Origin of the sequence: Pseudomonas sp. A0308 (assembly GCF_044218815.1) — a bacterium.
Classification (GTDB): Bacteria; Pseudomonadota; Gammaproteobacteria; order Pseudomonadales; family Pseudomonadaceae; genus Aquipseudomonas; species Aquipseudomonas iridis.
On the sequence record NZ_CP162581.1, the window covers coordinates 3,843,542 to 3,867,090 of the forward strand.

21 protein-coding genes are annotated in these 23,549 nt (G+C 61.8%); 14 read left to right on the top strand and 7 right to left on the bottom strand.

Translation table 11 applies throughout. The features are described 5' to 3' along the window. Positions 1-31: 31 nt before the first annotated feature. The 7 genes from AB4P92_RS17745 to gshB form a co-directional block, all read right to left on the bottom strand. Positions 32-1,303, bottom strand: a complete 1,272-nt coding sequence (locus tag AB4P92_RS17745; RefSeq protein WP_395597942.1) for a dihydroorotase — start codon at positions 1,301-1,303, stop codon at positions 32-34. Beyond that, positions 1,300-2,304, bottom strand: coding sequence for an aspartate carbamoyltransferase catalytic subunit (locus tag AB4P92_RS17750; RefSeq protein WP_007913665.1), 1,005 nt, complete (start codon positions 2,302-2,304; stop codon positions 1,300-1,302). The genes AB4P92_RS17745 and AB4P92_RS17750 overlap by 4 nt, the downstream gene beginning before the upstream one ends. A 27-nt stretch (positions 2,305-2,331) precedes the next feature. Then, entirely contained in the window at positions 2,332-2,838 is a 507-nt protein-coding gene (gene pyrR, locus AB4P92_RS17755) for a bifunctional pyr operon transcriptional regulator/uracil phosphoribosyltransferase PyrR (protein ID WP_042561538.1), read from the bottom strand. An 82-nt stretch (positions 2,839-2,920) separates the two neighbouring features. Further along, positions 2,921-3,358: a Holliday junction resolvase RuvX gene (ruvX, locus tag AB4P92_RS17760; protein WP_042561537.1), complete on the bottom strand. Its 438-nt coding sequence runs from the start codon at positions 3,356-3,358 to the stop codon at positions 2,921-2,923. After that, on the bottom strand, positions 3,358-3,930 hold the full coding sequence (locus AB4P92_RS17765) for a YqgE/AlgH family protein (RefSeq protein WP_210623090.1): 573 nt from the start codon (positions 3,928-3,930) through the stop codon (positions 3,358-3,360). Before AB4P92_RS17765 ends, ruvX begins: the two co-directional genes overlap by 1 nt. 193 nt (positions 3,931-4,123) lie before the next feature. Continuing rightward, positions 4,124-5,023, bottom strand: coding sequence for an energy transducer TonB (locus AB4P92_RS17770; protein ID WP_042561535.1), 900 nt, complete (start codon positions 5,021-5,023; stop codon positions 4,124-4,126). A 153-nt stretch (positions 5,024-5,176) separates the two neighbouring features. Beyond that, a complete protein-coding gene (gene gshB / locus AB4P92_RS17775; RefSeq protein ID WP_395597943.1) occupies positions 5,177-6,148 on the bottom strand; it encodes a glutathione synthase in 972 nt (323 codons plus the stop codon). Positions 6,149-6,373: 225 nt separating this feature from the next. Here gshB and pilG point away from each other — a divergent pair, with 225 nt between their 5' ends. The 14 genes from pilG (at position 6,374) to mdcH (ending at position 23,547) form a co-directional block, all read left to right on the top strand. Beyond that, positions 6,374-6,778, top strand: coding sequence for a twitching motility response regulator PilG (pilG, locus tag AB4P92_RS17780; RefSeq protein WP_042561533.1), 405 nt, complete (start codon positions 6,374-6,376; stop codon positions 6,776-6,778). Between the two features lie 60 nt (positions 6,779-6,838). Further along, the gene (gene pilH, locus AB4P92_RS17785; protein ID WP_042561532.1) at positions 6,839-7,204 is read left to right on the top strand and encodes a twitching motility response regulator PilH; all 366 of its coding nucleotides are present in this window, start codon (positions 6,839-6,841) and stop codon (positions 7,202-7,204) included. A 10-nt stretch (positions 7,205-7,214) separates the two neighbouring features. Continuing rightward, on the top strand, positions 7,215-7,754 hold the full coding sequence (locus AB4P92_RS17790; RefSeq protein WP_042561531.1) for a chemotaxis protein CheW: 540 nt from the start codon (positions 7,215-7,217) through the stop codon (positions 7,752-7,754). A gap of 154 nt (positions 7,755-7,908) precedes the next feature. Next, positions 7,909-9,969, top strand: a complete 2,061-nt coding sequence (locus AB4P92_RS17795; protein WP_042561530.1) for a methyl-accepting chemotaxis protein — start codon at positions 7,909-7,911, stop codon at positions 9,967-9,969. Between the two features lie 11 nt (positions 9,970-9,980). Then, complete coding sequence (locus AB4P92_RS17800) at positions 9,981-15,893, top strand: Hpt domain-containing protein (RefSeq protein ID WP_395597944.1); 5,913 nt, start codon at positions 9,981-9,983, stop codon at positions 15,891-15,893. Next, a complete protein-coding gene (locus AB4P92_RS17805; RefSeq protein ID WP_047303928.1) occupies positions 15,886-16,356 on the top strand; it encodes a chemotaxis protein CheW in 471 nt (156 codons plus the stop codon). The genes AB4P92_RS17800 and AB4P92_RS17805 overlap by 8 nt, the downstream gene beginning before the upstream one ends. A gap of 532 nt (positions 16,357-16,888) precedes the next feature. Then, positions 16,889-17,254 (top strand): DUF6124 family protein, encoded by a 366-nt coding sequence (locus AB4P92_RS17810; RefSeq protein ID WP_210623085.1) that lies wholly within the window; start codon positions 16,889-16,891, stop codon positions 17,252-17,254. A 294-nt stretch (positions 17,255-17,548) separates the two neighbouring features. After that, complete coding sequence (gene mdcA / locus AB4P92_RS17815) at positions 17,549-19,219, top strand: malonate decarboxylase subunit alpha (protein WP_042561526.1); 1,671 nt, start codon at positions 17,549-17,551, stop codon at positions 19,217-19,219. Further along, positions 19,219-20,091, top strand: coding sequence for a triphosphoribosyl-dephospho-CoA synthase (locus AB4P92_RS17820; protein ID WP_395597945.1), 873 nt, complete (start codon positions 19,219-19,221; stop codon positions 20,089-20,091). Before mdcA ends, AB4P92_RS17820 begins: the two co-directional genes overlap by 1 nt. Then, positions 20,091-20,390, top strand: a complete 300-nt coding sequence (locus AB4P92_RS17825; protein ID WP_003229075.1) for a malonate decarboxylase subunit delta — start codon at positions 20,091-20,093, stop codon at positions 20,388-20,390. Before AB4P92_RS17820 ends, AB4P92_RS17825 begins: the two co-directional genes overlap by 1 nt. Then, the gene (locus AB4P92_RS17830; protein WP_395597946.1) at positions 20,383-21,234 is read left to right on the top strand and encodes a biotin-independent malonate decarboxylase subunit beta; all 852 of its coding nucleotides are present in this window, start codon (positions 20,383-20,385) and stop codon (positions 21,232-21,234) included. The genes AB4P92_RS17825 and AB4P92_RS17830 overlap by 8 nt, the downstream gene beginning before the upstream one ends. Further along, the gene (gene mdcE / locus AB4P92_RS17835) at positions 21,231-22,016 is read left to right on the top strand and encodes a biotin-independent malonate decarboxylase subunit gamma (protein WP_395597947.1); all 786 of its coding nucleotides are present in this window, start codon (positions 21,231-21,233) and stop codon (positions 22,014-22,016) included. Before AB4P92_RS17830 ends, mdcE begins: the two co-directional genes overlap by 4 nt. After that, on the top strand, positions 22,010-22,630 hold the full coding sequence (locus AB4P92_RS17840; RefSeq protein ID WP_261735610.1) for a malonate decarboxylase holo-ACP synthase: 621 nt from the start codon (positions 22,010-22,012) through the stop codon (positions 22,628-22,630). The genes mdcE and AB4P92_RS17840 overlap by 7 nt, the downstream gene beginning before the upstream one ends. Beyond that, positions 22,627-23,547 (top strand): malonate decarboxylase subunit epsilon, encoded by a 921-nt coding sequence (mdcH, locus tag AB4P92_RS17845; RefSeq protein WP_395597948.1) that lies wholly within the window; start codon positions 22,627-22,629, stop codon positions 23,545-23,547. Before AB4P92_RS17840 ends, mdcH begins: the two co-directional genes overlap by 4 nt. The last annotated feature ends 2 nt before the right edge of the window (positions 23,548-23,549 follow it).

Here is a 23,549-nt window from a genome sequence, read left to right on the forward strand (position 1 = left end):
AGGAGCTGCCGCAGGCTGCGATCTTTTGCTTTTAGGCTTGGTGGCTGATCCGCCCATCCACCAGCGTATAGCGAACCACACCCGGCAAGCTGTGACCCATGAACGGGCAGTTCTCGCCTCTCGACAGCCAGTGCTCACCGGCCACCGTCGATGCCTTCGGATCGAACAGTACGATATCCGCCGCACCGCCCACCGCCAGTTTGCCCGCCGGCAGTCGCAGTGCCTCGGCCGGGCCGGCGCTCAGGCGAGCCAGCAAGGTCGGCAGATCGAGCAAACCATCCTCAACCAGCGTCATCGCCAGCGGCAGCAGCAGTTCAACGCTGCTGATGCCCGGTTCAGTCGCGCCAAACGGTGCCAGTTTGGCGTCACGCTCATGGGGTTGGTGATGGCTGGAAATAGCCGAGATCACCCCCGACTTCACTGCTTCGCGCAGACCATCGCGGTCAGCGCGGGTGCGCAGCGGTGGCTGCACGTGATAGAGGCTGCTGAAGTCGATCAGCGCTTCGTCGGTCAGAATCAACTGATACAGCGCCACATCCGCCGTCACCTTCAAACCACGGGCCTGAGCCTGAGCGATCAGCGCAACACCGCGAGCACTGGTCAGTTGGCTGAAGTGCGCGCGCACGCCGGTCTGCTCGACCAGCAACAGGTCCCGAGCCAGCGCCACCGTTTCAGCGGTTTCCGGAATCCCCGGCAGGCCGAGGAAACTGGCCACCGCGCCTTCATGGGCCAGGCCACCTTCGGCCAGATCGTGATCCTGCGAGTTGAAGATCACCGTCAGGTCGAATGTCGCCGCGTAATCCAGCGCCCGGCACAGGGTGCGGGTGTTGCGGAAACTCTCCAGTCCGTTGCCGAACGCCACACAACCGGCGTCGCGCAGGGCTACCAGCTCGGCGAGCTGCTCACCGTCCAGACCTTTGCTCAAGGCGCCAATCGGGAACACCTTGGTATTACCGGCCTCGCGGGCGCGGTCGAGGATCAGTTCGGCCACAGCGGAGGTGTCGAGCACCGGTTTGGTTTGCGGCGGGCAGCACAGGCTGGTCACACCGCCGGCCGCTGCGGCGCGGGTTTCGCTGGCGATCGAGCCTTTGCGGCTGTAGCCCGGCTCGCGCAGGGCGACGTTGAGGTCGACCAGGCCCGGAGCGGCCACCAGGCCTGTGGCATCAATGGTTTCCACCGCGCTGAAACCGGCAGGCGCCGCGCCGAGGGCGATGATCTTGCAGGCTTCAATGTGAATGTCGGTGATTTGATCCAGGCCACTGCTTGGATCGATGACGCGTGCGCCGAGAATGCTGAGCTTCACTGGGCGTTCTCCTGCTCGAATTGGCGCTGGGCAGTCTGCCCGCTCATGGCCATGGACAGCACGGCCATACGAATCGCGATGCCGTAGGTGACCTGATTGAGGATCACCGAGTGCGGGCCATCGGCCACCGCCGACTCGATTTCCACCCCACGGTTGATCGGCCCCGGGTGCATGACGATGCAATCGGGTTTGGCCCCGGCCAGGCGCGCGGTGGTCAGGCCGAACAGGCGATAGAACTCGCCTTCGCTCGGCAGCAGGCCGCCGGTCATGCGCTCACGTTGCAGGCGCAGCATGATCACCACGTCGACGTCTTTCAGGCCTTCGGTCATGTCGGTGTAGACCTTGACGCCGTATTGCTCGATGCCGATCGGCAGCAGGGTTTTCGGCGCGATCACGCGGATGTCCGGGCAGCCGAGTGTTTTCAGGGCGAGCATGTTCGAGCGCGCGACCCGCGAGTGCAGGATGTCGCCGACGATGGCCACCGAGAGGTTTTCGAAACCGCCCTTGTGCCGACGGATGGTCAGCATGTCGAGCATGCCTTGTGTCGGGTGCGCGTGACGGCCGTCGCCGCCGTTGATGATCGCCACCTGCGGGCAAACATGTTCGGCGATGAAGTGCGCAGCGCCGGAATCACCGTGGCGCACGACGAACATGTCGGCGGCCATGGCTTCCAGGTTGCGCAGGGTGTCGAGCAGGGTTTCACCTTTGCTTGCCGACGAGGTCGACACGTTCAGGGTGATCACGTCCGCCGACAGCCGCTGGGCGGCGAGTTCGAAGGTGGTGCGGGTGCGGGTGGAGTTTTCGAAGAACACGTTGCACACGGTCTTGCCGCGCAACAATGGGACTTTTTTCACCGCCCGGGCGCCGACTTCAAGGAACGAGTCGGCAGTGTCGAGGATTTCCGTCAGCAACTCGCGGCGCAGACCGTCGAGTGAGAGGAAGTGGCGCAGCTGGCCCTGATCATTGAGCTGCAGCGGGCGCTTGGTATCTAGAGGCGTCATCGCGAGGGGGACTCTCAATAGGGCGGATTAAAGGGTGAAATCTTGCAGTTCGAGCGTCAGCGGCTCGGGACCGGACAGCTTCACGCGCTCGTGAGCGGCCAGCGACAGAGTCGCGCCGACCACGTTCGGGCGGATCGGCAGTTCGCCAGCTTCCAGGTCGAGCAGGCATACCAGCGTCACGCTGGCCGGGCGACCGTAGTCGAACAATTCGTTCATGGCGGCGCGGATGGTGCGCCCGCTCATCAGCACGTCGTCGATCAGCACCAGATGCTGGCCTTCGATCTCGAAGGGCAGGGCAGACGGGCGCACTTGCGGGTGCAGGCCGTTCTGGCTGAAGTCGTCGCGGTAGAAGGAAACATCCAGCGTGCCCAGCGGCGCGTCGCTGCCCAGTTCCTTGAGCAGCGCCTGCGCGACCCAGATGCCGCCGGTACGGATACCGATGTAACGCGGTTCGCTGATGCCGCGTTGAGCAAGGTGCGCCTTGAGGCGGATCGCCATCTGGCTGATCAGATCGGCGGGATTGGGCAGACTCATGGTTGCTCCTTCTTCGACCCGAGCTCCGTCCTGCCGGAGGTGGCTCGAGGTTTTAGCCAAAAGAAAAGCGCCGTAGCGCTTGTCAGGATTCAAATAAAGCAGTGTTTTCATCGAGCCAGCCCTGCAACAGCAGAGCGGCAGCGATGGCGTCCACCGGGTTGTCGCGGTAACTGCCCTTCTGACCGCCACGCGCCAGGCGCTCGCCCTTGGCTTCGAACGTGGTCAGGCGTTCATCGTGGGTATAGAAGGGCAGGTTGTAGCGGCCATTGAGGCGGCGGGCGAATTTCTCTGCGCGCACGCACATGTCGCTGGGGGTGCCGTCCATGTTCAACGGCAGGCCGACGACGACGGCGTCGGGTTTCCATTCCTTTATAAGCGCTTCGACCTGGTTCCAGTCGGGAACACCGTTCTGCGCTTTCAAGGTGCACAGCTCGCGGGCCTGGCCGGTGATCACCTGGCCGACCGCTACGCCGATCTGTTTGGTGCCGTAGTCGAAGCCGAGAATCAGGCGCAGGGCCATCAGGCGTGCCCTGCCTGGCTGGTCAGCAGGTTGAGGTTGATCCCCAAGTGCTTGGCCGCCGCTTCCAGACGCAGTTCGCTGCGGGTGTTGAACAGGATGTCGGCGTCGTACGGGCAGGTCAGCCAGGCGTTGTCGGCCATTTCGGCCTCCAGTTGCCCGGCTTCCCAACCGGCGTAACCCAGCGCGATCAGGCTTTTTTCCGGGCCCATGCCGTCAGCGATGGCGAACAGCACGTCCTGCGAGGTGGACAGTGCCAAGTCGCCCTCAAGCTCGGCGGTGGCCTGGAAGGTCTTGCCCGCCGGGTGCAGGACAAAACCACGATCGGTCTGTACCGGCCCGCCGATGAAGATCGGCACGTGCTGGCAGAGGGCCGGCGGATCGATGTCCGGGCGCAATTGCTCGAGGATGTCAGCCAGATTCAGCTCTTGCGGTCGATTGACCACGATCCCCATGGCGCCATTGGCCGTGTGCTCGACGATGTAGGTCAAGGTATGGGCAAAGTTCGGGTCGGCCATGTGTGGCATGGCGATCAGGAATTGATGCTTGAGGTAGCTGGGGCTGACGTTTTTCATGTGCGCTAGTGTGGCGTTCAAGGGGCGAACTGACAAGCTGAGGATGTCTGGGAAATGCTGCAAAAGCCGTGAGCGATGCTGATCTTTGTGGGAGCGGGCTTGCCCGCGATGGCGTCGGGTCAGTCACGATCAATGCCGCATGTGCCGGCCCCATCGCGGGCAAGCCCGCTCCCACAGGGTTCTACGGTGTTCTTTAATTGCTTGAGAGCTTGTCGCCCCGGGCGAATTTCCAGGTGCGGATGATTTCCAGTCGGTCGATATCCGACAGATCCCCGGTAAACGGTGCAAACGGCGCCGCCAGTCGCACGATGCGCTGCGCGGCCTGATCCAGCAGCGGCTGGCCGGACGATTCCAGCACCAGCACTTCATACAGCGAGCCGTCGCGGTTGATCGACACCATCAGGCGCAAATTGCCGTAGATCTGCTTGCGCCGTGCTTCCTCGGGGTAGTTGAGGTTGCCGATACGTTCGACCTTCTTGCGCCAGTCGTCTTTGTACCAGGCACCCTTGTCGCGCATGGTCGAGGCAGCGCTCAAACGGTGGATTCGTGGGCGCTTGGCGTACAGCTGTTGTTCCTTGGCCAGCTCGGCTTCAAGGCTGGCAATGTCGCTGGACAGCTGCGAGCTGTCGAACGTCGGCGCGTCGACCGATGGTTTGACTTCGGTTTTGGTTTCTTCTTTCTTGGTCGGCGCCTTTTTCGGCGTCGGCGCAACCGTAGTCACGGCAGCCTTGGGCGCGGCTTCCTGCACTTGCGGCTTGGCGGCCGGTGGCGGCGTGACTTTTTTGACCTGATTGTCCTGGAACGGCGCGATCTCGGTGGTCTTCGGCGTCGCCTTCTTGTCCAGCGTGCCGCTGCCTTCCTGATTTTCCTGAGCGAGAAAGTCAGCTTTTTCGGGCTTCTTTTCGCTCTTGAAGGTGGCGAGGGTAATTTCCAGGGTTTTGCTGATCTGTTTCGGCTCGACCATCGTGAAACCGACGCCGAGCAGCAGCGCCAAATGAATCAGCGCGGCGAGGAACAGGGTAAATCCGAGGCGATCGGCCGGGCGCACGCCACGATGGGCGAGTTCAGCGGGCAGATCGGACGGGAGGGTCATGACAGAAAAACCAACATCGCGTTTTTAAAGGCACGGCATGATAACGCAATGTTGGTTTTTAGCTGCAAGTGACTAGCTTCAAGCGACAAGATGCACAGGGGCAGCTGCAAGCTACCAGTTACAAGCTGCAAGTTAGAAGCTTGTCGCTTGGCTTCAGGCTTGTGGCTTGCGGCTAATAGCTTGCAGCTGCTTTTCAATAGCATCCATGAGCATCCCGCCAATGTCGGTGCCGAAAGCGTTGTCGATTTCACGGATGCAGGTCGGGCTGGTGACGTTGATTTCGGTCAGATGCTCGCCGATCACATCGAGGCCAACGAACAGCAGGCCTTTTTCACGCAAGGTCGGGCCGACTTGAGCGGCGATCCAGCGATCCTTGTCGGTCAACGGGCGGGCTTCACCGCGACCGCCAGCAGCCAGGTTGCCACGGGTTTCGCCCTGGGCCGGAATCCGCGCCAGGCAATAATCCACCGGCTCGCCGTCGATCATCAGGATGCGCTTGTCGCCGTCCTTGATCGCCGGCAGATAGGCCTGGCCCATGATCTGCTGGCCGCCCAGGGCGGTCAGGGTTTCCAGAATCACCGACAGGTTCGGATCGCCGGCGCGGTGACGGAAGATCGAAGTGCCGCCCATGCCGTCCAGCGGTTTGAGGATGACGTCGCCGTGTTTCGCGGCAAATTCGCGCAACACATCGGCGCGGCGGCTGACCACGGTTGGCGGAGTGCACTGCGGGAACAGTGTGGCGAACAGCTTTTCGTTGCAGTCGCGCAGGCTCTGCGGCTTGTTGACCACCAGCACGCCGGCGTTTTCGGCCTGTTCAAGCAAGTAGGTGGAGTAGACGAACTCCATGTCGAACGGCGGATCCTTGCGCATCAGGATCACGTCCAGATCGCTCAGCAGGTTGTCCTGCTCGGCGTCCAGTTCGAACCATTTTTCCGGGTTGGCGAAGACTTTCAGCGGCTTCATGCGCGCCCGTGCCTGACCTTCACCTTGATACAGGTCACGCTGTTCCATATAGAACAGTTCCCAGCCGCGCTTCTGCGCGGCCAGCAGCATGGCCAGCGAGCTATCCTTTTTATAGGAGATGCTGGCGATAGGGTCCATGACAATCCCGACGCGAACGCTCATTGGGTTTTCCTCGAAAATTGGCTACCGGATCGGTATGAAAAAAGTGCCGCCAGAGTGGCGCCGGCAGGGTTTTCGGTCAAGGGAAAACCCGTCGATAGATTGCATCTGGAGACTGTGCTAAAAAGGCTGCCATGCAGTGCCGGCCCTTGAACATCAAGGGTTTCCGGCCATTACTGATAGCAAAACGGACAATTTGATTCGCAAAGGCGACGGTAGAGCCCTCTTATGGAACAGCAGTCCAGCGCCTTGAAGGTCATGGTGATCGACGACTCGAAAACGATTCGCCGTACCGCCGAAACCTTGTTGAAGAATGTCGGTTGCGAAGTCATCACGGCAATCGACGGTTTCGACGCTTTGGCGAAGATCGCCGACAACCACCCCGGGATCATTTTCGTCGACATCATGATGCCGCGTCTGGATGGTTATCAGACCTGCGCTTTAATCAAGAACAACAATGCGTTCAAGGCCACGCCGGTGATCATGCTGTCGTCCCGGGACGGGTTGTTCGACAAGGCCAAGGGGCGGATTGTCGGTTCCGATCAATTTTTGACCAAGCCTTTCAGCAAGGAAGAACTGCTCAGCGCGATCCAGGCCCATGTTCCGGGCTTTGCCGCCGTTTTGCCGCAGTAAGAAAAGCACTGAGACGCTCGGCCAGCGGGCCGGGTGTCGACAAGAAAAATGGGGAAGACCATGGCACGTATCCTGATCGTCGATGATTCGCCGACTGAAATGTACAAACTGACCGGCATGCTCGAAAAGCACGGCCATCAAGTGCTCAAGGCCGAAAACGGCGCCGACGGCGTCGCACTGGCCCGTCAGGAAAAACCCGACGCGGTGCTGATGGACATCGTCATGCCCGGCCTCAATGGTTTTCAGGCGACCCGGCAGTTGACCAAAGATCCGGAAACCGGGCATATCCCGGTGATCATCATCACCACCAAGGATCAGGATACCGACAAGGTCTGGGGCACCCGCCAGGGCGCCAAGGATTACCTGACCAAGCCGGTCGACGAAGACACTCTGATCAAAACCCTGAACAACGTGCTGAACGGTTGATCGCGCAGCCATGAGCGAAACACTGACTGCGTTCGAACTGCTCTGGCAGATCGACCAGCGCTGCCGCTTGTTGGCGGCGGACCTGCCGTCGCAACCCGCGCGCCAGGATCGCTGGAGTGGTATCGGGTTTCGCCTCGGCGAACACTGGTATGTCGCGCCGATGGGCGAAGTCAGCGAGGTGCTGCACGAACCGCGCTTCACCCAACTGCCCGGAGTCAAACCGTGGGTCAAGGGTGTGGCCAACCTGCGTGGGCGCTTGCTGCCGATCATGGACCTGTGCGGTTTCTTCGGGCATGAACTGTCACCGCTACGCAAACAGCGGCGGGTATTGGTGGTCGAGCATGAGGATGTGTTTGCCGGGTTGATGGTCGATGAAGTCATCGGCTTGCAGCACTTCGAACAAGACAGTTTTGAACCGCTGTCGATCAGCAAACGCCAGGGCTCGAAGGCCGAGTTCGTCAAAGGCTATTTCCGGCGCGAGCAGAACTGGCGGGTGTTCAGTTTGTTTGCGCTGGCCAGATCCCCGGTGTTCATGAGCGTCGCAATTTAGTCGAAACGCCACCCAACCCTGTGGGAGCGGGCTTGCCCGCGATGGCATCAGATCAGTCGCTATAGATGTCGGATGTGCCGGCCTCATCGCGGGCAAGCCCGCTCCCACAGGGTTTTCGGTGAGCTTCAAATGGCGCGGGAATAGGCGAGGACCGATGACAAAAGCAAAAACAGGCAAGTCAGCAGAGGGATCGCGCAGTCGCTCGCAGATCGTCGTGCTGTTCATTGCATTGATCGTGTTCATCATGCTGTTGTTCGCCAACTTCGCGTACCTCAACACCCAGGCGAATTACGATAAACAGTACATCGGCCATGCCGGTGAGCTGCGCGTGCTCTCGCAACGCATCGCCAAGAACGCCACCGAAGCCGCCGCCGGCAAGGCTGCCGCGTTCAAACTGCTGAGTGACGCCCGCAACGATTTCGCCCAGCGCTGGGGTTATCTGAAAAAAGGCGACCCGGCCACCGGCCTGCCGCCGGCGCCGTCCACCGTGCGCCCGGAAATGCGCGCCGTGCAGCTCGATTGGGAACGCCTGCTGAAAAACACCGACGCCATTCTTTCCAGCGAACAGACCGTGCTGTCGCTGCATCAGGTCGCCGCGACCCTGGCCGAAACCGTGCCGCAGTTGCAGATCGAATACGAAAAAGTCGTCGAAATCCTCCTCCAACGCGGTGCTCCCGCAGCGCAAGTGGCGATGGCCCAGCGTCAGTCGTTGCTGGCTGAACGCATCCTCGGCGCGGTCAACACCGTGCTCGCCGGCGACGAAAATTCGCAACAAGCCGCGGATGCCTTCGGCCGCGATGCCACGCGTTTCGGTCAGGTGCTCAATGGCATGCTCCAGGGCAACCCGGCGCTGAAAATCAGCCAGGTCGAAGACCGCGACGCCCGTGCTCGCCTGAGTGAAATCTCCGAGCTGTTCCAGTTCGTCTCCGGCTCTGTGGATGAAATCCTCGAAACCTCACCGGAGCTGTTCAAGGTCCGTGAGTCGGCCAGCAACATCTTCAGCCTCTCGCAAACCCTGCTCGACGAAGCCTCACACCTGGCCAACGGTTTCGAAAACCTCGCCGGCGGGCGCAGCACCGACACCATCGGCGGCTACGTGCTCGGCTTGCTGGCGCTGGCCTCGATCATCCTCATCGGTCTGGTGATGGTGCGCGAGACCAATCGGCAACTGCGCGAAACGGCGGAAAAGAACGAGCGCAACCAAAACGCGATCATGCGTTTGCTCGATGAAATCGAAGATCTCGCCGATGGCGACCTGACCGTGACCGCTTCGGTGACCGAAGACTTCACCGGCACCATTGCCGACTCGATCAACTATTCCGTCGACCAACTGCGCGATCTGGTGGCGACCATCAACCTCACCGCCGGCCAGGTCGCCGCCGCCGTGCAGGAAACCCAGGCCACTGCCATGCATCTGGCCCAGGCCTCGGAACATCAGGCCCAGCAGATTTCCGAAGCTTCGACGGCGATCAGCGATATGGCCCAGTCCATCGATCAGGTGTCGGCCAACGCTGCCGAATCCTCGGCGGTGGCCGAGCGCTCCGTGGAAATCGCCAACAAGGGCAACGAGGTGGTGCACAACACCATCCACGGCATGGACAACATTCGCGAACAGATTCAGGACACCGCCAAACGCATCAAGCGTCTCGGTGAGTCGTCTCAGGAAATTGGCGACATCGTCAGCCTGATCGACGACATTGCCGACCAGACCAATATCCTCGCCCTCAACGCCGCCATTCAAGCGTCGATGGCCGGGGATGCCGGGCGCGGATTTGCCGTAGTCGCCGACGAAGTGCAGCGCTTGGCCGAGCGTTCATCTGCCGCCACACGCCAGATCGAAACCCTGGTGCGGGCGATTCAGACTGACACCAACGAAGCCGTCATTTCGATGGAACAGACCACCACCGAAGTGGTGCGCGGCGCGCGACTGGCGCAGGATGCCGGTGTGGCACTGGAAGAAATCGAAGGCGTATCCAAGACGCTCGCGGCGCTGATTCAAAGCATCTCCAACGCGGCGCAGCAGCAGACGTCTTCGGCGGGGCAGATTTCCCTGACCATGAACGTGATCCAGCAGATCACGTCGCAGACGTCGTCCGGCTCCACGGCCACTGCCGAAAGCATCGGCAACCTGGCGAAAATGGCCAGTCAGTTGCGCCGTTCGGTGTCCGGTTTCACCTTGCCGGCGGCGTCCGCGTCGGCGACGGATAAAGTGTGATTGGAGCGGTTATGGGTGATCGGCACGATTACGTGGCCCTCGAATGGGTCAAGGGCGAAATTGCCGAAACGCTGAAACAGGCGCATCAGGCGATCGAAGCCGTGCTCGATGATCCGCAGGCCTTTCCCGGGCTCGACGAGTGCCTGAGTTACATCCATCAGGTCCACGGCAGTTTGCAGATGGTCGAGTTCTACGGCGCTGCGTTGCTCGCCGAAGAAATGGAACATCTGGTCGAAGCCCTCCAGCACGAGCGCGTCAGCCATCGCGACGAAGCTCTGCACCTGCTGTTACAAGCCTTGGGGCAATTGCCGATTTACCTTGAGCGTGTGCAAAGCGCCCGTCGCGATCTGCCGCTGGTGGTCTTGCCGTTGATCAATGATTTGCGCAGCGCCCGCGGCGAAAGCCTGCTCTCGGAAACCAGCCTGTTCAGCCCGCAACTGCCGGAACTGGCGCCGCTGAGTGAAGAGGCGCTGGCGCTGCTGGAACCGGCCGAACTGCCGAGCGTACTGCGCAAGTTGCGCCAGACGCTGCAAATGGCGCTGGTCGGGTTGCTGCGCGAACAGGATGATCACACTCACCTCGATTATCTGGCCAAGGTCTTCAGCCGTCTCCAGGCGCTAAGCGGCGATGCGCCGTTGAGTCCGTTGTGGCAAGTTGCATCGGCATTGGTCGAAGGCATGCGTGAGGGTGTGATCGCCAACAGCCCGGCGCTACGCAGCCTGTTCAAGGATGCCGACAAAGAGCTCAAGCGCCTGCTCGAACAAGGCCTGCAAGGGCTCAATCAGCCGCCGCCTGCGGAGCTGCTCAAAAGCCTGTTGTTCTATATCGCTAAAGCCGAAAATCCCACCGGGCAGATGCTGACCATGAAAGATCGCTACTCGCTGGATGATGCTTTGCCCGACAGCGCGATGGTCGACGAAGAGCGCGCGCGCCTGGCCGGTCCCGACCGCGATGCGATGCGCTCGGTGCTCGCGGCACTGTGCGAAGAACTGGTGCGGGTCAAGGAGCGGCTCGACCTGTTCGTGCGCAGCGACCGCCAACATACGTCCGATCTGGAAAGTCTGCTGGCACCACTGCGGCAGATCGCCGATACCCTGGCCGTGCTCGGTTTCGGCCAGCCGCGCAAAGTCATCATCGACCAATTGGCGGTGGTCTTGAGCATCGCCCAAGGCCAGCGTGAACCGAACGACGCGGTTCTGATGGACGTCGCCGGTGCCTTGCTCTACGTCGAAGCGACCCTGGCCGGGATGGTCGGCACTGTCGAGCCGGAGAGCCCGGAAGATTCACGCCTGCCGACCACCGACCTCACGCAGATTCATCAGATCGTGATCAAGGAAGCACGCATCTGCCTGCAACAGGCCAAGGACATGATCGTCGACTACATCGACGCCGATTGGGACCGTCAGCAGCTGCAACCGCTGCCGGCGCTGCTCACTCAGGTGCGTGGGGCGCTGGCGATGATTCCGCTTGCGCGTGCGGCGAGTCTGGTCGAGGCCTGCAACGGATTTATCCGCGAACATCTGTTGCTCGATCCGCATGAACCGGGTTGGGAGCAGTTGGACAACCTGGCCGATGTCATCAGCAGTCTTGAGTACTATCTGGAACGCTTGACCGACGACCCGCTGGCGCCCGGCGAGCAACTGCTGGATATCGCACAGAAGAGTCTCGCCAGCCTCGGTTTCTTTCCCAGCGAGCAGCCCGGCGAGGTCCATGTACCGGTGCTCGACGACGTGCTCAGTCCCAGCGAAGCACTGGTGATGCAGGGCGCGCAGTCGCTGGACGATCCTGAAACTGTACAGTCGCTGGCCGAGGTCCTGGCCAGCCCGGTGTCGGTGCTCAACCCGCCCGCGCGCATCACGCCCGGCAGCCTGATGCCGCCACCGGCGGATGAAGAACCGGTGGATGACGAACTGCGCGAAGTGTTCCTCGAAGAGACCGACGAGGTTCTCGATGTCCTTCACGAATACCTGCCGCGCTGGTCGGCCAATCCGCAGGATCACGCCGCGCTGACCGAACTGCGCCGCGCCTTCCACACCTTGAAGGGCAGCGGTCGCATGGTGCGTGCGCTGATTCTCGGCGAACTGGCGTGGGCCGTGGAAAACCTGCTCAACCGCGTGCTGGAGCAAAGCGTCGAACCCGGCTCGGTGGTCCAGCAACTGCTGACCGATACGGTGTTGTTGCTGCCGGAGCTGATCAACGAATTCGCCACTAATCGCCAGCGTCAGCGCAGCGATGTCGATCAACTCGCCGCGCGTGCCCATGCTTTGGCCAAGGGTGACGAACCACTGGCCGCCGAGGACGTTGATGACGTCGCGGCGCTCGATCCATTGTTGCTGGAGATCTTCCGCAACGAAGCCGAAACCCATCTCGCCAGCCTCAACCGCTTTCTCGATCAGGCCGCTGAACACGTGCCGCTGCAAGCCAGCGACGAATTGCAGCGCGCCTTGCACACGCTCAAGGGCAGCGCGTCGATGGCGGGTGTGTTGCCGATTGCCGAACTGGCCGCGCCGCTCGATCAACTGGCCCGAGAGTTCAAGGCGCATCAACTGCCGCTCGACCTCGATGAAGTGGAATTGCTCCTCGAAGCCGAGGGCCTGTTCCGTGTCGGATTACGTCAGCTCAAGCATGATCCGCTGGCGCCGATTGTCGGCGCGCAGTCACTGATCAAACGCACCGAAGCGCTGCTCGCCGAGCGTCTGGAATCGATCCTCAATGCGCCGAACACCGGCCTTCGGATCAAGCGTGATCCGCAACTGATCAACAACTTTCTTGCGCAAGGCATGGACATCCTGCTCGACGCCGAAAGCCTCTTGCAGCGTTGGCAGCAACACCCCGGCGAACGGCAGGAATTGAGCGCGCTGCTGGATGAACTGACCACCCTCGGCGAAGGCGCGCACCTGGCGGATCTGCTGCCGGTCGATGTGTTGTGCGAAGCCTTGCTCGATCTGTATGGCGCTGTGGAAGAAAGCAGCCTGGCGGTCAGCGACCGGTTCTTCCACGAAGCGCAAAACGCCCACGAAGCGCTGATCAACATGCTCGACGAGCTGGCCGCGGGCCAGGAAGTCACGCCGCAGCCTGCGCGGATTCGTGCGTTGCACGACTTGCTCGATGAAAGTCTCGACCCTTCGTCCATGGGCTTGATCCGCAGCGACGGCAGCCGCACCTTGAGCATCCGCGAACTGGGCGCCGCGACCGCTGAGCTTGCACAATCCACGTCTATCCCAGCGCCGGACGACGAGATCGTCGACATCTTCCTCGAAGAGGCCGTGGACATTCTCGACAGCGCCGGGCAAGCCTTGCAGCGCTGGTTGAACGACCCGGACAACGCCGCGCCGCTGTCCTCGTTGCAGCGCGATTTGCACACCCTCAAGGGCGGTGCGCGGATGGCTGAAGTCGAAGCCATTGGGGATCTGGCCCAAGAGTTGGAAAGCCTTTACGAAGGCTTGGTTGATCGGCGCCACAGCCACAGCGAAGCCCTCGGTCGCTTGCTGCACAAGAGCCATGAGCGTTTGGCGCTGCTGCTGGAACAGCTGCAAGACCATCAGCCGCTGAACCCGGCGCAGGATCTGATTGAGGCGATTCGGCAGTTTCGCCAAGGTTCGTCCGCCAGCGTCGAAACGGCGCAACCTGCCGTCGATTACGAAGGTGCCGGGCACGATCCGGAGTTGCTGGAAATCTTCCTCGAAGAAGGTTTCGACATCATCGAAAACTCCGGCGCCGCGCTACTGCGTTGGCAGGCCGAACCGGGCAATCGCCAGGAAGTGGAAACCCTGCTGCGCGATCTGCACACCCTCAAGGGCGGCGCGCGGATGGTCGAGATCGGCCCGATCGGCGACCTTGCCCATGAGCTGGAATACCTTTACGAAAGTCTCTCCGCCGGCACGTTACAAGCGTCGACCGAGTTGTTCGCATTGGTCCAGCGCGGCCACGACCGACTGGCGCAAATGCTCGATGCCGTGCGCGCCGGGCAACCGTGCCCGCCGGCGGATCGGCTGATCAATGCGATTCAGAATTTCAGTCATCCAGCGGCGCTGGAAACCCCGCCGCCGGTGCCGCTTGCGGTCAAGACCGAGACCGCGCCACCTGCCGTCGACGCCAGCGCTGACATGGTCAAGGTCTCCGCCGAACTGCTCGACGAACTGGTCAACCTGGCCGGGGAAACCTCGATTTTCCGCGGGCGTATCGAACAGCAAGTCAACGACGCGCAGATAGCGCTCAACGAGATGGAAACCACCATCGAGCGCATGCGCGATCAACTGCGTCGCCTCGACACCGAAACCCAGGGACGGATTCTCAGCCGGCAGCAGGTCGATGCCGAGCGTCTTGGCTATGAAGAATTCGATCCGCTGGAAATGGACCGTCATTCGCAGTTGCAGCAATTGTCGCGAGCGCTGTTCGAATCCGCCTCGGACTTGCTCGACCTCAAGGAAACCCTCGACCGACGCAACCACGACGCCGAGAACCTGCTGCAACAACAGGGACGGATCAACACCGAATTGCAGGAAGGCCTGATGCGTACGCGCATGGTGCCTTTCGAACGTCTGTTGCCGCGCCTCAAACGTATCGTCCGTCAGGTGGCTGAAGAGCTGAACAAGGACGTTGCGTTCGTCGTCGGCAATGCCGAAGGCGAGATGGACCGCAACGTCCTCGAGCGCATGGTCGCGCCGTTGGAACACATGCTGCGCAACGCCGTCGACCATGGTCTGGAATCTGCCGAGGTGCGCCAGGCCTGCGGGAAACCGACGCAAGGACAGATCAGCCTCGACCTGTCGCGCGAGGGTGGCGACATCGTTTTCGACATTCGCGACGATGGCGCTGGTGTGCCGCTGGAAGCCGTGCGGCGCAAGGCGATAAAGCGCGGCTTGCTGGCCCCCAACGCCGAGATCAGCGACCGCGATGTGTTGCAGTTCATCCTTCAGCCGGGGTTTTCCACCGCCGAAAAAATTACCCAGATTTCCGGGCGTGGCGTCGGCATGGACGTGGTTCACGAGGAGGTCCGCCAACTGGGCGGCAGCATGAGCATCGACTCGGTGCCGGGGCAGGGCGTGCACTTCCGCATCCGTTTGCCGTTCACGGTGTCCGTCAATCGCGCGTTGATGGTGCAGTGCGCAGAGGATCAATACGCGATTCCGCTGAACACCATTGAAGGCATCGTCCGTGTCTTGCCGAATGACCTGGAAGGACATTTCCGTCTCGACCCGCCGAGCTATCAATACGGCGGCCAACGCTATGAGTTGTGCTATCTGGGCGAACTGCTGAAAACCGCGCCACGGCCGAAACTGCTCGGCCAGAATCTGCCATTGCCGGTGCTGCTGGTGCATTACAACGACCGGCACATTGCGGTGCAGGTTGATGCCATGGCGGGTACTCGCGAGATTGTGGTGAAGAGCCTCGGCGCGCAGTTCGCGGCGGTGCAGGGCGTGTCCGGCGCGACGATTCTCGGTGATGGTCGGGTCGTGTTGATTCTTGATCTGCTCGCGCCGATCCGCGCGATGCAGGCGCGCGTTACGCAGCATCCGACGCGCCCGGAAATCGACAGCGAGTCGCAGAAACCGCTGCTGGTGATGGTGGTCGACGACTCGGTGACGGTGCGCAAGGTCACCAGCCGTTTGCTTGAGCGACACGGCATGAACGTACTGACCGCCAAGGATGGTGTCGACGCCATGCTCCTGCTCGAAGAACACATGCCCGACCTGATGCTGCTCGACATCGAAATGCCGCGCATGGACGGTTTCGAAGTGGCGACCCAGGTACGCAACGACGAGCGCCTGCAACACCTGCCGATCATCATGATCACCTCGCGCACCGGGCAGAAACACCGCGACCGCGCCATGGCCATCGGCGTCAACGACTACCTCGGCAAGCCGTACCAGGAATCGGTGCTGCTCGAAAGCATTGCCCACTGGAGCAAGAAACATGCATGAGCGCCGGCACAACCCGCGCACCAGCCAACTTACCGGGCTGCTGCTGCCGCTGGCGGATCGCAATTTGATCCTGCCGAACGTGGCAGTCGCGGAGCTGATCGACTATCAGGCCAGCGCCTTCGATCTGGATACGCCGCCGTGGTATCTGGGGCGGGTGATGTGGCGCGAGCGGCAGATTCCGCTGTTGAGTTTTGAGTCCGCCTGCGGGCAAAAAATCGTGATTGGCGAGCGGGCGCGAATCGTGATTCTCAATGCGCTGGGCGGGTTGCCGGAGCTCAAGTTCATTGCGCTGCTGGTGCAGGGGATTCCTCGGTCTTACAAACTCGACAGTCAGTTGAGTTACGTTGATGTGCCGTTGTGTGCGCTGGAGCAGGCAGCGGTGCAGGTGGGGGAGCAGGTGGCGAAGGTGCCGGATTTGTTGGGGTTGGAGAGGTTGTTGGTGGAGGCTGGCCTGGTCCATTGATCCAGCATTTGTGGTGCTCTGAATGGCCCTATCGCTGGCAAGCCAGCTCCCACAGTGTCCGAGTTTTATTCGAATCTTGTGAACCACACAAAACCCTGTGGGAGCTGGCTTGCCAGCGATGAGGCCAGTCGGGTGGCCAGATGCCGACAGGCAAATCCGCAATTTCTGTAGTGCAATAAACCCTTTCCGGCACTGATGTTTAAAGACACTCGGTGTTACGCCCGGGAGCCTACAAATCCTTGCGCCGCTGCCTACGCATGCACCAGAATCCGCCGGCTTGTGCGCCCAGGGCTGGCTGCGTAACTTGGATCGGGTCACTGATTCGCAGTGATCGGGTTTAGCAGCCCGGCTCGTCCTTACCTCGGTTGCACAAATCTCATCCAGTCAGGCATTCGCCTGTACTTGATGGTGGCTGTGCGCATGGCGCCTTCGGGTGCGCCGGGTTGGGGTTTGACCGGTCTGCTAACTTGCGCACAGCCGCCACCCTATCGTTTAGCAGCGGGATGGTGCGGCCTCACAGAGGTTCATCCCCATGTTCAAACCAACGCCTAACCCGCCGGTCACAGACCCGGCATCCCCCTACGAATCGCCCGATTCCAAGAAACTCCACGAAGCCGCCGAGCGCGCCCTCGACCATTACCTCGGTCCACCGACCGCCGAGATCATGGCCGCACCCTACAAGCCCAACAAGCTGTACATGACAGACCCCGAAGCTGATACCGAGTCTCTCCTGGCAGATGCCAGCGAAACCCTCGGCTCGGCCACCGTCATGCTGCACAACCATGTCGCGATGGTCGAAGGCACCCACCGCAAAACCCTGCAAGGCATCGCGCAAGTGGTGATGCTGGCGGAGCTGGCGGTTAATCGGGTGCTGGACAGGTTAGTGCCTACGGAGTGACTTAAAAGCTAACCCTCACCCCAGCCCTCTCCCGGAGGGAGACGGGGCCGATCGCAGTGTCTGGCGTTATGCACCGACCTGAAAACCCGGTCGATTATGGATTCGGTAAAGCACAATCAGGTCGGCATAATTCTTGAGCATCCCCCAATCGGTCCCCTCTCCCTCCGAGAGAGGGCTAGGGTGAGGGTGCTCTTGATCATTACGCCAAGCGTAATGATTCACCACCCTGCTTGATTGATGCACCCACCCCACACGCCTAACTTAGCTCCACGACAGCGAACCCGTGGAGTGAGCATGACAACAACAATTTCCCCCGACTCGCGCTGGACGCGGCGGCGCGATGAGAAGCAGCGCCGTCTCGACAAGGTGCGTGGGCTGGCCGACGGTGTGGTGTTGCCCACCGATAAGATCGTCGCGGCGCTTGAGGCGTTGATCCTGCCCGGTGACCGTGTAGTGCTGGAGGGCAATAACCAGAAGCAGGCGGATTTCCTCTCTCGCTCTCTCGCCAAGGCTGATCCCGAGAAGCTCCACGACCTGCACATGATCATGCCCAGCGTCGGCCGCTCCGAGCACCTCGACCTGTTCGAACGCGGTATCGCCCGCAAGCTGGATTTCTCCTTCGCCGGCACCCAGAGCCTGCGCATCAGTCAGCTGCTTGAGGACGGGTTGCTGGAAGTCGGCGCGATCCACACCTACATCGAACTCTACGCACGGCTGGTGGTGGACCTGATTCCCAACGTCGTGCTCTCGGCCGGGTTCATGGCCGACCGTGCCGGCAACATCTATACCGGCCCAAGCACCGAAGACACTCCGGCGCTGATCGAACCGGCGGCGTTCAGTGACGGCATCGTCATCGTCCAGGTCAATCAACTGGTCGACGACGTCAGCGAACTGCCCCGCGTGGACATTCCGGCGTCATGGGTCGATTTTGTGGTGGTGGCCGACAAGCCGTTCTACATCGAGCCGCTGTTCACCCGCGACCCACGCCACATCAAGCCTGTGCACGTGTTGATGGCGATGATGGCGATCCGCGGTATCTACGAAAAACACAACGTGCAGTCGCTCAACCACGGCATCGGTTTCAACACTGCGGCCATCGAACTGATCCTACCGACCTACGGCGAATCCCTCGGCCTCAAGGGCAAGATCTGTCGCAACTGGACGCTCAACCCGCACCCGACGCTGATTCCGGCGATTGAAAGTGGCTGGGTTGAAAGCGTGCATTGCTTCGGCACCGAACTGGGCATGGAAAATTACATCGCGGCCCGGCCAGACGTGTTCTTCACTGGTCGCGACGGCTCGCTGCGTTCCAACCGGATGTTCTGCCAACTGGCCGGGCAGTACGCGGTGGATCTGTTTATCGGCGCGACGTTGCAGGTCGATGGAGACGGCCATTCTTCCACCGTTACCCGTGGCCGACTCGCCGGTTTCGGTGGCGCACCGAACATGGGCCACGACCCGCGTGGCCGCCGCCACGGCACGCCTGCATGGCTCGATATGCGCCACGACGACTCGCAGCAACCGATGCTCGAACGCGGCAAGAAACTCGTGGTGCAAATGGTCGAGACGTTCCAGGAGGGCGGCAAACCGACCTTCGTCGAAACCCTCGATGCGGTGGAAGTGGCGAAGAAGAGCGGCATGCCGCTGGCGCCGATCATGATTTACGGCGACGACGTGACCCACCTGCTGACCGAAGAAGGCATCGCTTACCTCTATAAAGCGCGTTCGCTGGAAGAGCGCCAAGCGATGATCGCAGCCGTTGCGGGCGTCACCGCCATTGGCCTGCGCCACAACCCCAAAGACACCGAACGCATGCGCCGCGAGGGCTTGATCGCCTTGCCCGAAGACCTCGGCATCCGCCGCACCGACGCCACCCGCGAACTGCTGGCGGCGAAGAGCGTGGCCGATCTGGTCGAGTGGTCCGGCGGCCTCTACAACCCGCCCGCCAAGTTCAGGAGCTGGTAATGCACGCATTCAACCTGCAAACGAAACCTCTGAGCCTGGCCGAGCGACTGGCGGATCTGGCGGTCGACGCATTGATCGACGAAGCGGATCTGTCTCCGAAACCGGCACTGGTGGATCGTCGTGGCAACGGCGCGCATACCGATCTGCACCTGGGCCTGATGCACGCTTCGGCGCTGTCGTTGTGGCCAGCGTTCAAGGAGATGGCCGAAGCGGCTGTCGACATTGGCGAAGTCGGTTTGCCGTTGCGCGAAGCGGTTGGCCGGATTGGCCGTGAAGGCGAGCAAGCGATGCTCGCAACCACTCACGGCGTGAATACCCATCGCGGCGCGATCTGGGCGTTGGGCCTGATCGTGACAGCGGCGGCACTGGACGCGAAATCCAGCACGGTCGGTGCAGTTTCCGTCAGGGCCGCACGTCTGGCGCTGCTCGATGATCGCTATGCACCGCGCCCGCTAAGCCATGGCGCGCAAGTCGCACTGCGGTACGGCGCACGCGGTGCTCGCGAAGAAGCGCAACTGGGTTTTCCGTCGGTGCTGCAACGCGGCTTGCCGCAACTCAAAAGTAGTCGCGCCCGTGGTCACGGCGAACAGAACGCCCGGCTCGACGCTTTGCTGGCGATCATGACTGACCTGGCCGACACCTGCGTGCTCTATCGCGCCGGCGAAGCGGGGTTGCAAGCCATGCAGCAAGGCGCGCAAGCGGTGCTGGATGCCGGCGGTAGCGCCAGCCTCACCGGCCGCCGACGACTGCACGAACTGGATCAACAACTCATCGCATTGAATGCCTCGCCCGGTGGCGCCGCCGACTTGCTCGCCGCCACGCTACTGCTCGACCGAATCGAGCGTGACGGCCTCTTTCAGGGAGCGTTTTGATGGAAACCCTATCGTTTGAATTCCCCGCCGGGCAGCCGCCACGCGGTCGCGCGCTGGTCGGTTGTGTTGGCTCGGGCGATCTGGAAGTGCTGATCGAACCGGGACTGGCCGGCAAGTTGACGATCAACGTGCAGACCTCGGTCAACGGCGCGCAGCAGCGCTGGCAGCACTTGTTTGCGCGGATGTTCGACGGCACCACGCCGCCCGCCATGGCCATCGATATCCATGATTTCGGCGCGACGCCGGGTGTGGTGCGGTTGCGTCTGGAGCAAGGTTTCGAGGAGATCGGCCATGACTGACAGCGCAGCGCTTCTGCACAAACACAGCTTCGTTGAACTCGGCGCGCGGCAACGGGCGAAAGCCTTGCTCGATGCCGGCACCTTCCGCGAATTGCTTGACCCGTTCCAGCGCGTCATGTCGCCATGGCTTGAACGCCAGGGCGTGGTGCCGCAGGCCGATGACGGTGTGGTGATCGGCAAGGGCAGCGTCGATGGCCTGCCGGTGGTGATCGCCGCCATCGAAGGCGCGTTTCAGGGCGGCAGCCTCGGCGAAGTCGGCGGGGCGAAGATTGCCGGCGCGCTGGAGCTGGCCGCCGAGGACAACCGCAAAGGCATCCCGACCCGCGCCATATTGCTGCTGGAAACCGGTGGCGTGCGTTTGCAGGAAGCCAATCTCGGCTTGGCGGCGATTGCCGATATTCACGCGGCAATTGTCGATTTGCAGCAGTACCAACCGGTCGTCGGTGTGGTGGCGGGCAGCGTGGGTTGCTTTGGCGGCATGTCGATTGCCGCGGCGCTCTGCAGCTATCTGCTGGTGACCCAGGAAGCACGCCTTGGCCTGAACGGCCCGCAAGTGATCGAGCAGGAAGCCGGGATCGAAGAATACGACTCACGCGACCGGCCATTTATCTGGAGCCTGACCGGTGGCGAGCAGCGTTTCGCCAGTGGGTTGGTGGATCGTTATGTCGCCGATGATGTGGCGCAGATTCGTCAGCAGGTCGGTGAACTGTTGCAGCAAGGATTGCCGACGCAACCGCGCAGTCAGCGTGCCGAGTGGTACCTGCAGCGTCTGGCCAGCCTCGACACTGACAAGCAAATCGAGCCTTCGGTGGTTCGCGATCTGTATCAAGGAGAGCGCTCATGAGTAGCTATTCCGTGCGCGGTTTGAACTGGTTCAACGCGTTGAGCGCTGGCGCCGTAGAGGTCGAAGGGTTGCCGTCATCGTTGAAAGTTGCCGATGGCCAGCTCGGGCGTTTTATCGCCGTGGTCGCTGACCCGCACAATCGTTTTCCCCGTGCTCGAAACGGTGAAGTCGGGCTGTTGGAAGGCTGGGGTTTGGCCAAGGCTGTGGATGACGCGATCACGGCTGACCGCGACAAATCACAGAAACGCCCACTGATCGCCATCGTCGACGTACCAAGCCAGGCCTATGGTCGTCGCGAAGAAGCGCTGGGCATTCATCAGGCTTTGGCCGGTGCTGCGGACAGTTATGCCCGCGCACGTTTGGCCGGGCACCCGGTGATTGGGCTTCTGGTGGGCAAAGCGATGTCCGGGGCGTTTCTTGCCCACGGTTATCAGGCCAACCGTTTGATTGCCCTGCGCGATCCCGGCGTGATGGTGCACGCGATGGGCAAGGCGTCGGCGGCGCGGGTCACGTTGCGCAGTGTCGAAGAACTCGAAGCACTGGCCGCCAGCGTGCCGCCGATGGCTTATGACATCGACAGCTACGCCAGCCTCGGCTTGCTCTGGGAAACCCTGTCGGTGCAGCAGATCGAACAGCCGACAGCCGAGGATCTGGCCCGGGTGACTGAATGCCTGAACCAAGCGATCAACGATGTCAGCAGCAATGATCTGAGCGGTCGTCTCGGTGCGAACAATCGTGAAGCTTCCAGCCGCGTGCGCGAACTGCTGAGGGCGCAGTGGTGAACATGCCTCTGGCCCACGATCTGCTCTGGGGCATGACGCCTGCGCAGTTGCCGGTGGATGCGCCGCAGTGGGCGGTTGAATCGCTCAGGGTCGGGCAACCGGTGGTGGTGCGCCGGGCAATGAGCGCTGATGGTTTTGTTGCCGTTGGCGTGCGCGGTGTTTTGCGCGAGCAGCGGTTGGCGGCGTTCATGGCAGTCGATTCGATTGCCTGTCGGGTCAGTCCGGAAGCGCTTTGTCATGTCGACAGTGATCGCAAACTGCCGGCCCTGCGCGCGCTCGAACAGTTGCGGCCGATGCTCGATGATTGCGGTTGGGTCTGGGGCGTCAGTGGCAGTGCCGGGTTTGAACTGGCCAGTGGTTTTACGGCGGTGCATGAGGGCAGCGATCTCGATCTGATCCTGCGTACGCCGCACCTGTTGGCGCGTAATCAGGCGCGCAAACTGGTAGCGCTTTTCGATCAGGCAGCCTGCCGGGTCGACATGCAATTGCAGACGCCATTCGGCGCGGTGGCCCTGCGCGAATGGGCTGGCCCCTCAGCGCGGGTGCTGCTGAAAAACGCCCATCAGGCGTGTCTGGTGGCAGATCCATGGAATGTGCAGGAGCAGGCAGCGTGAGCAGCCTTTTGGTGTTCCCAGGCCAAGGCGCGCAGCAACCGGGCATGCTCCAGCGGTTGCCTCGGGAAATCTTGGTCGAGGCCAGCGATGTGCTCGGCGAAGACGTGTTGCTGCTCGACTCTGCCGAAGCGTTGCGCACGACGAGGGCGGTTCAGTTGTGTCTGTTGATCGCAGGCACAGCCGCTTCGCGGCAGTTGCTGCAGAACGGACTGACGGCGGATTACGTCGCAGGTTTGTCCATCGGCGCTTACCCGGCAGCGGTGGTGGCGGGTGCCTTGAGCTTCAGCGATGCACTGCATCTGGTCAGCCTGCGCGGTGAGTTGATGCAGCAGGCTTATCCACAGGGCTTTGGCATGACCGCGATTATCGGCTTGCAGTTGTCCACAGTCGAAGCGTTGCTGGTGCAGGTTCACAGCGCCGAAACGCCGGTTTATCTGGCCAACATCAACGCCGATAACCAAGTGGTCATTGCTGGCAGTGACAAGGCGATGCAAGCGGTTGCCGAACTGGCGCGCAGTCGTGGCGCGGGGCTGGCGAAACGTCTGGCGGTCAGCGTGCCGTCGCATTGTCCGCTGCTGGATCAACCGGCTCAGGCCCTCGCTGGAGCCTTCGCCAAAATACAACTGCAACCCCCGCAAATCGCTTACCTGAGTGGCAGCCGGGCGCGCCCGGTGACTAAGGTCGATGCCCTGCGCGACGACCTCGCTTTCAACATGTGCCGCGTAGTGGACTGGCGCGGCACCGTGCAAAGCGCCTACGAGCGCGGCGTGCGGCTACAGATCGAACTGCCGCCCGGTGCGGTGCTGACCGGGCTGGCGCGCCGGGTGTTCGAATCAGGCACTGTCACTGCCTTCGACAGTGCTCGCCTCGACACCTTGCAGGCGCTGTTGCGTGAGGAGGGAAGCCGCCGAACCTAAAA